Origin of the sequence: Mesorhizobium sp. Mes31, from assembly GCF_024519675.1 — a bacterium.
Taxonomy (GTDB): Bacteria; Pseudomonadota; Alphaproteobacteria; order Rhizobiales; family Rhizobiaceae; genus Mesorhizobium.
The window spans coordinates 23,134-30,596 of sequence record NZ_JALJRL010000019.1; the positions used below are offsets into that span (position 1 = coordinate 23,134).

The following is a 7,463-nucleotide window of genomic DNA, read 5'->3' on the forward strand; positions in this document are numbered from 1 at the left end:
AAACTCCTCAGCGATAGCCGGCGGCTTCGTCGTAGTTCTTGAAATCGACCAAGGTGCCGAGCATCTGCAGATAGGCGACGAGGGCATCCATTTCGGTGACCTGTTGCGGGTTGCCGTCGAAGTCGCCGATCTTGGCCTTGGGGTAGCGGGTCTCGAGGCCGGATGTGTCGGCATTGGGATCGGACTGCGTCATCAGGTCGGCGTTGGCGTGAGCGATCATGTCATCGGAGTAGGGGACGCCGACCCGCCTGTTGGCGACCAGATGTGTCGAGAAATCCTTCACCTCGATCGGCCTGTCCTTCAGGAACGCGTAGCTCGGCATGATCGATTCCGGCACCACCGAACGCGGATCCGTAAGGTGCTGAACGTGCCATCCATTCGAGTAGCGGTCGCCGACCCGGGCAAGGTCCGGCCCGGTTCGCTTCGATCCCCACTGGAAAGGATGATCGTACATCGACTCGGCCGCCAGGCTGTAGTGACCGTAGCGTTCGACTTCGTCGCGGAACGGCCTGATCATCTGGCTGTGGCAGAGGTAGCAACCTTCGCGCACATAGATGTTGCGTCCGGCGAGTTCGAGCGGCGAATAAGGCCGCATGCCCTCGACCTTTTCGATCGTATTGTCGAGATAGAAGAGCGGTGCGATCTCGACGATGCCGCCGACGGTCACCACAAGAAGAGAGCCAACGAGAAGAAGCGTGGCGTTCTTCTCGATGATTGCGTGTTTGTCCATCAAGCCCATTTTCTGGCTCCTTATTCGGCAGGCTGAAGGGCGGGAACGGAGCCGGGCATTGGCTCCTCCTCGCGCTGGTGTCCGAGGATGGTCATGGTGATGTTCCAGGCCATGATCAGAGCGCCGGAGAGGTACATCGCCCCGCCGATGGCGCGCATGACGTAGTAGGGGTGCATGGCGGCGACGGTTTCAGCGAAGGAGTAGACCAGGAAGCCCTGCTCGTCGTATTCGCGCCACATCAGGCCCTGCATGATGCCGGACACCCACATCACCGCGGCGTAGACGACGATGCCGAGCGTCGCCAGCCAGAAGTGCCAGGTGACCAGCCGCAGCGAATAGAGCCGGTCGCGGTTCCACAGCTTCGGCACCATGTAGTAGATCGCGCCGAACGAGATCATGCCCACCCAGCCGAGCGCACCGGAATGCACGTGGCCAATGGTCCAGTCGGTATAATGCGACAGCGAATTGACCGTCTTGATCGACATCATCGGGCCTTCGAAGGTCGACATGCCGTAGAAGGCGATGGCCATCACCATCATGCGGATGATTGGATCGGTGCGGAGCTTGTCCCAGGCGCCGGACAGCGTCATCAGGCCGTTGATCATGCCGCCCCATGACGGCATCCACAGCATGATCGAGAACACCATGCCGAGCGTCTGCGCCCAGTCGGGCAGGGCGGTGTAGTGGAGATGGTGCGGACCGGCCCAGATGTAGAGGAAGATCAGCGCCCAGAAGTGGATGATCGAGAGGCGATAGGAGTAGATCGGCCGGTTCGCCTGCTTGGGCACGAAGTAATACATCATGCCGAGGAAGCCGGCGGTGAGGAAGAAGCCGACGGCGTTGTGACCGTACCACCACTGCGTCAGGGCATCCTGGACACCGGAAAAAGCGGAATAGCTCTTGGAGCCCAGGAATGAGGCTGGCATCGACAGGTTGTTGACCACATGCAGCATCGCGATGGTGACGATGAAGGACAGGTAGAACCAGTTGGCGACGTAGATATGCGGCTCCTTGCGCTTCAGGATCGTGCCAAGGAACAGGATGAGATAGGCGACCCAGACGATGGTCAGCCAGATGTCCACGTACCATTCGGGTTCGGCGTATTCGCGGCTCTCGGTGATGCCGAGCAGATAGCCGGTCGCGGCCATGACGATGAAAAGCTGATATCCCCAGAACACGAACCAGGCGAGGCCACCGCCAAACAGCCGCGCGCGGCTGGTGCGCTGTACCACGTACAAGGACGTGCAAAGAAGCGCATTGCCGCCAAAGGCAAAGACGACGGCGGACGTGTGCAGTGGCCGCAGCCGGCCGAAGTTCAACCAGGGTTGGATATTGAGGTCCGGATAGGCGAGCTGCAGCGCGATGATCACGCCGACCAGCATGCCGACAACACCCCAGAACATGGTGGCGATGGCGCCGTAGCGGATCGGCCCATCCATGTAGGCCGATGCGTCAACCACGGCCGCCCGCGCGAAACTGGTGTTGCGAAGAAGAACAACGGTAAAGCCCACCAGCACGATGAACAGCACCCACATATGCTGGCGAAAGGGTTCGTCCACGCCGAACCCTGCCGCCACCAGGGCCGCAAACGCAAACAGGCCTAGAGCCACGATTTCAGTGCCGAATTTCATGACATATCCCCGACCTCGGATTCCGATTCGCGGACATCGGTCCGCAACGGCACCATTTAGCAGCGGCTTTGTGGCCGCCTTGATCCATGTCAAAGCTCGGTGCGTTCGGATTGGGCAGCGTCGGTCTCGCAAACGACCGGGAGGCTGCCATTGAACTCGGAGAAAGGGCGAGGATCGCCGCTGTTTGAAAACCGCCGCGAAATTTTCACGCTGGCTGGACGGTCCGACAGGGAAACAGTGCCCGCAGCCGTGATGAGGCGCGCGCATGGCGAGAAACTGCAGCTCTGCGATTCTCTGGAGAAGATCGCCGATGCGTTGCCAGGCGTCGATCCTCTGATGTGTCTCAGCACGGCTAACGCGATCTTGCCGCTTTTGCGCAACATTCATCAATATGAAGAGACGATCATTTTCCCCGCTTACGAAGAGGCGGTGGTCGGCAGCGATGCGAACCTTGCCTCAACCCGGCGGTTGCGGGCCGAACACGTGGAAGACGAGTGCTTTGCCGGCGAGGTGACTGAAATTCTGCTGGCGATCGGTCACGGCGAGCCTGTCGAGAATCCAGAAGCCATAGGCTTTATGCTGCGCGGCTTCTTCGAAAGCATGCGCAGGCACATCGCATTCGAACGCGAGCATGTCTTGCCGATGATCGGGATCGCGGACGCGCGCTAGGCCCCGGAGCGGCGCTCCAGGCGGCTCAGGCTTTCCACCGTCACATGTCGATTGTTTTCGATCCGGACTACCTTCTCCGCACGCAGTCTGGTCAACTGGCGGCTCACCGTCTCGATCGTCAGACCGAGAAAATCGGCGATGTCGGCGCGTGTGAGCGGCAGATCGAAGCTCGTCGAATTGGTGGCCGGATCAGTTGCAGGATCGATATTCCTGGCAATCATCAGCAGAAAGCTCGCCACTTTCTCCGAAGCGGTCTTGCGTCCCAGCGTCACCATCCACTCGCGTGCTTCGTCGAGCTCCTTCAGTGTTTGCTTGAGCAGGCGATGCTCGAGCTCCGGCGACTCCCTCATCATCCTTTCGATGGACGCCTTTGGAAATGAACACAGGGACACGGCTGTTGCCGCTTCGGCGTTGATCTCGCTTTCTACCTTGAAAGGGCGCCCCAGAAAATCGGGGGCGAACTGCAGGCCGACGATCTGCTGGCGTCCATCCGAAAGGCCCTTTGTCAGCTTCACCACGCCGGAAAGCACATTGGAATAGCTGTTGACGGTCTCGGCATCGCCAATCAGTTCTGCTCCTGGTTCAATCGTGTACCTCGATGAGGTCTTGGAGAGCGCGACCAACTGGTCGGGGTCAAGCGCACCGCAAACGCCGCGATGCCTTGCCTCGCAGGATTGGCAAAGCACGGGAATGCCGGCGCTGTGAACATCTTGACGCACTGTCATCGCGGTCGTCCGTGGATCCAGAATGCCGGCAAGATAGCATCGGCCATTGAAAATGCCTTGCGGCAGTTTGTCCGTTGAAGAGGCTTTGACCGAAATCAAGGCATTGGCGTGCCGATGCGGCCATTTCCTCGACCATGCAAACACAAGGATCGTGACATGCGACCGGAACTAGCTGCCAGACTTGGCCAGAACGTGCCGCGCTACACCAGTTATCCGACCGCGCCGCATTTCCATCCGGGGATCGATGCCACTGCCTGTCGAGGCTGGCTGGAAGCGCTCGGGAACGGCGATGAGATTTCACTCTATCTGCATATCCCCTACTGCGACAGGCTCTGCTGGTTCTGCGCCTGCCATACCAAGCAGACACGTCACTATGAACCGGTGACCGCCTATCTCCGTTCGTTGCATGCGGAGATCGCCACGGTTGCCCGTATCGTCGCCGGCAAGGCCGGGGTGCGTGCTGTCCACCTCGGCGGCGGCTCTCCGACGATGCTGAAGCCCGAGGACATGGTGGCGCTGGGTGCGGCATTGCGCGCCAGCTTTGATTTTCTTCCAGACGCCAGGATCAGCGTCGAAATCGAACCTAACGATATGGACGAAGGACGCCTCGACGCACTCGCCGAAATCGGCATGACGCGAGCGAGCCTCGGCGTACAGGATTTCGATCCGAAGGTGCAGAAGGCGATCAACCGCGAGCAGAGCTTCCGGCTGACCAAGGCTGTCGTCGACGGGGTTCGCTCACGCGGTGTCGAGTCCGTGAACCTCGATCTGCTCTACGGCTTGCCGCATCAGACCAGGGAGAGCGTCTCTTCCACCGTCGAGCAGGCGCTGACCCTGGAGCCCGACCGGATAGCGCTTTTTGGCTACGCCCATGTGCCGTGGTTCAAGAAACATCAGACGATGATCGACGAGGCATGGTTGCCCGGTCCCGTGGAGCGTTTCGAGCAATCGCAACTGGCCGCGCGGGCGATCGTCGACAAGGGATACGAGGCCATCGGGCTCGACCATTTCGCAAAGCCCGGCGATGCGCTGGCGGTTGCGTCCCGTTCGGGGAGATTGCACCGAAACTTCCAGGGCTACACCGAGGATCGCTGCGAAACGCTGATCGGCCTTGGCCCGTCATCCATCAGCCAATTTCGCCAAGGCTACGCGCAGAACATGCCTTCAACCGCCGAGTATGGACGCATGGTCGCAGGCGGCGGACTGGCCGCGATCCGTGGCATCGCATTGTCCGATGACGATCGCGTCCGTGGTTGGGTCATCGAGCGCCTGATGTGCGATTTCGCCTTCTCGGCAATCGATCTGGTGGAGCGCTTCGGCGAGCGCGGCCAACGGCTCCTTCTCGAGGCAAGTTCCATGGCTCTCAAAGATCCCGACCGGTTGCTTGAACTCGACGGCGACTGTTTCGTCGTGCCGGCGGAAAGTCGCCCCTTTGTCAGAAGCATTGCAGCGAAGTTCGACAAATATCTCGAAACCGGGAAGAGCAGGCATTCAGTGGCGGTCTGACAATCGATCCCGTCAAAAATGCTCCCCAGCCTTGAACGGGCCGATGCGGGTTCCTGCGGCTATCAGATATGCGGTCGACCAGCCAATGAGCAGGAACCCGTTCACGCCCTCAAGGGCCGCCAGCATACGCCATCCATGAGCAGGCACGACGTCGCCATAGCCAACCGTCGCAAAGGTTATGGTTGAAAAGTACAGGGCGGTTTCGAAGTCGACGAAGATATTGAGCAACCGGTACAGCCCGGCCCAGAGCCATACCTCGGTGGTCATGACGGCGAAGAGTCCCATCACCACGCTGATCATAGCGACAATGCGGCTGCGACGCCCATGCATGCGAAACCGCGCGACAAGGTATCCCATCGCATGCGTGATGGCGATGAGGCCAAAAGTGTGGACCAGGACTGTCAGACTTATGATGACGGTGCCGATGAGCAGATTGAGGACCATGCGCGGAAGGTAGAAATTGCAACTGAGTCCTTCCTTGCGCGAAATCAAACCTGGGCGGCTTTCGAGCGTTGAACCGGCAGGTTTCACCGGCAGGCTGTTGACGCACAGCCGTGAGGCGCAAGCTTGGCACTGTCGACGGTCTTGTTTGGCACCGCGTTGACTGAAATCGCTTCGGGTGGGCTGGCCGACTGTTGGTCCCGAATGCCGGATTGACGGTCCTTGACCTTCGCAACAACGTCGACTAGCTAGGTCACTGTATGCGGGTATGGTGAAATGGTATCACAAGAGCCTTCCAAGCTCACAGTGCGGGTTCGATTCCCGCTACCCGCTCCAAACGTCCACGCCAACTGCCTCTGACCTGACGTCCGGTTAAACGCCAAAGCGTTCAACCGAGCGAGTATCTTGCTGCGCACGGGCGTGAACGCTTCGAGGGCGCGCTATTGGCTCCCAGACGGAATATTGGGGGCTCCTATTCGCTCCAGGCCTTCATCCGTACCGACGCTTTGCGCCCGGTGACGGGCGCTATGCGACGACGGTCAGCCTGCGCTGGCGCTGATCCAGAGACACGATGGTCAGTCCGCTGCCGACAACCAGCAGGATGCCGCAGACGGCCAGTGCGTTGGGGAATTGCCCGAACACAAGCAGGCCCGAAATGACCGCCCAGACGGTGAAGCAATAGTAGAAGGGCGCCACGGCGCTCGTTGGCCCGACGCGATAGGCCATGAAGATGAAGAAGTGACCGAAGATCAGGAAGAATCCGGCGCCGGCCATCAGCAGCAGGTGGTGCGTCTCGGGCATGACCCAGCGCTCCGAGACCAGATGCGCGGCACCGGCGCCGATAAGCACCACCACGACGGCGGAAATCGCCACGATCATCCCCGGCACCTCGGCCGAGACCCGCCTGCCGGCAAGGTCGCGCGCCGCCGCAAGCGCCGCGTTGCCCAGCGCCAGCAAGGCGTAGATCGAAATGCCTTGCATGGTCGGTTGTGCCACCATAAGCGCGCCGATGAAGCCGAGCCCGATCAGCGCCATGCGCTGGCCGCCGATCCGCTCGCCAAACAGGATCGACGAGCCGACCAGCATCAACAGTGGCGTGATCTGTCCGAGCGCGGTCGAATCCGCGATCTGCATGTTTGCGAGCGCCACGACATAGCAAAGGATCGCCGCCAGCTCGAGCAGGTTCCTGCGCAGCACGCGCTTGTCGAAGATCAGCGGAATCTGTTTGCCGTAGCCGAGCGCGAACAGCAGCGGGAAGCCCCAGAGCGTTGCGGCCGTGCCGCGCAGAAACAGCACTTCGTAGGACGGCAGGCCTGACGTTGCGAGCTTCATCATCGTATCATTGACGAGATACGACCCGGTCGAAATGATCATGAACAGCGGGCCGCGAACGGTCGTCGGAAGGAAATGCATCCAGTCAGGAGATCAGACCTGGATGACGACCGCAATGGGCCATGAACTGGCCGTGAATCAGACAGTGATGGGCAAGGCCGAGGTCGCATACCGGTTTCATTCGATCGGTCTCTCGCCCATTTCATTCGCCCGCAGGCATTCCTATATCAGCGCCACACCCCGCAACCGGATCTCGGGTTCGGACCGAGTGAGACGGCGCCCGGCCAAAAGACGCTTGTGTTTTTTGGCCTTTGTCGCTAATCGCCCCGCATTCGACTGAACTGAAGGTCAAGGCCGTCCAAGGAAAGAGACTATGGCAAAAGGTAAATTCGAGCGCACTAAGCCTCATGTGAACATCGGCACGATTGG

At 60.2% G+C, this 7,463-nt stretch carries 7 protein-coding genes and 1 tRNA gene; 3 read left to right on the forward strand and 5 right to left on the reverse strand.

The window, feature by feature from the left end:
• Positions 1–7: 7 nt before the first annotated feature.
• Positions 8–739, reverse strand: coding sequence for a cytochrome-c oxidase, cbb3-type subunit II (gene ccoO / locus NR193_RS26125; protein ID WP_256753624.1), 732 nt, complete (start codon positions 737–739; stop codon positions 8–10).
• 11 nt (positions 740–750) lie between these two features.
• Positions 751–2,361: a cytochrome-c oxidase, cbb3-type subunit I gene (ccoN, locus tag NR193_RS26130; RefSeq protein WP_256753625.1), complete on the reverse strand. Its 1,611-nt coding sequence runs from the start codon at positions 2,359–2,361 to the stop codon at positions 751–753.
• A gap of 252 nt (positions 2,362–2,613) precedes the next feature.
• On the opposite strand from ccoN, the gene NR193_RS26135 reads away from it, so the two are divergent.
• The gene (locus tag NR193_RS26135) at positions 2,614–3,030 is read left to right on the forward strand and encodes a hemerythrin domain-containing protein (RefSeq protein WP_256753689.1); all 417 of its coding nucleotides are present in this window, start codon (positions 2,614–2,616) and stop codon (positions 3,028–3,030) included.
• Here the strand turns inward: NR193_RS26135 and NR193_RS26140 are convergent.
• Positions 3,027–3,755 carry a Crp/Fnr family transcriptional regulator gene (locus tag NR193_RS26140; RefSeq protein WP_256753690.1) on the reverse strand — a complete coding sequence of 243 codons (729 nt, stop codon included), beginning with the start codon at positions 3,753–3,755 and terminating at the stop codon, positions 3,027–3,029. The two genes, NR193_RS26135 and NR193_RS26140, sit on opposite strands and share 4 nt — an antisense overlap.
• 156 nt (positions 3,756–3,911) lie before the next feature.
• Here NR193_RS26140 and hemN point away from each other — a divergent pair, with 156 nt between their 5' ends.
• Positions 3,912–5,261 carry an oxygen-independent coproporphyrinogen III oxidase gene (gene hemN / locus NR193_RS26145; protein WP_256753626.1) on the forward strand — a complete coding sequence of 450 codons (1,350 nt, stop codon included), beginning with the start codon at positions 3,912–3,914 and terminating at the stop codon, positions 5,259–5,261.
• Between the two features lie 12 nt (positions 5,262–5,273).
• On the opposite strand, the gene NR193_RS26150 is transcribed toward hemN, so the two are convergent.
• Complete coding sequence (locus tag NR193_RS26150) at positions 5,274–5,792, reverse strand: potassium channel family protein (protein ID WP_375162743.1); 519 nt, start codon at positions 5,790–5,792, stop codon at positions 5,274–5,276.
• A gap of 172 nt (positions 5,793–5,964) precedes the next feature.
• Between NR193_RS26150 and NR193_RS26155 the strand changes: the two genes are divergently transcribed.
• Positions 5,965–6,038: transfer RNA gene (locus NR193_RS26155), tRNA-Gly, on the forward strand.
• A 189-nt stretch (positions 6,039–6,227) separates the two neighbouring features.
• On the opposite strand, the gene NR193_RS26160 is transcribed toward NR193_RS26155, so the two are convergent.
• Complete coding sequence (locus NR193_RS26160; protein ID WP_256753627.1) at positions 6,228–7,115, reverse strand: DMT family transporter; 888 nt, start codon at positions 7,113–7,115, stop codon at positions 6,228–6,230.
• Positions 7,116–7,463: the final 348 nt, after the last annotated feature.

Excerpts from the sequence above, each read along its gene's own strand:
- ccoO (WP_256753624.1), bottom strand. The coding sequence starts at position 739 with ATGGGCTTGATGGACAAACACGCAATCATCGAGAAGAACGCCACGCTT.
- ccoN (WP_256753625.1), bottom strand. The coding sequence starts at position 2,361 with ATGAAATTCGGCACTGAAATCGTGGCTCTAGGCCTGTTTGCGTTTGCG.
- NR193_RS26135 (WP_256753689.1), top strand. The coding sequence starts at position 2,614 with ATGAGGCGCGCGCATGGCGAGAAACTGCAGCTCTGCGATTCTCTGGAG.
- NR193_RS26140 (WP_256753690.1), bottom strand. The coding sequence starts at position 3,755 with ATGACAGTGCGTCAAGATGTTCACAGCGCCGGCATTCCCGTGCTTTGC.
- hemN (WP_256753626.1), top strand. The coding sequence starts at position 3,912 with ATGCGACCGGAACTAGCTGCCAGACTTGGCCAGAACGTGCCGCGCTAC.
- NR193_RS26160 (WP_256753627.1), bottom strand. The coding sequence starts at position 7,115 with ATGCATTTCCTTCCGACGACCGTTCGCGGCCCGCTGTTCATGATCATT.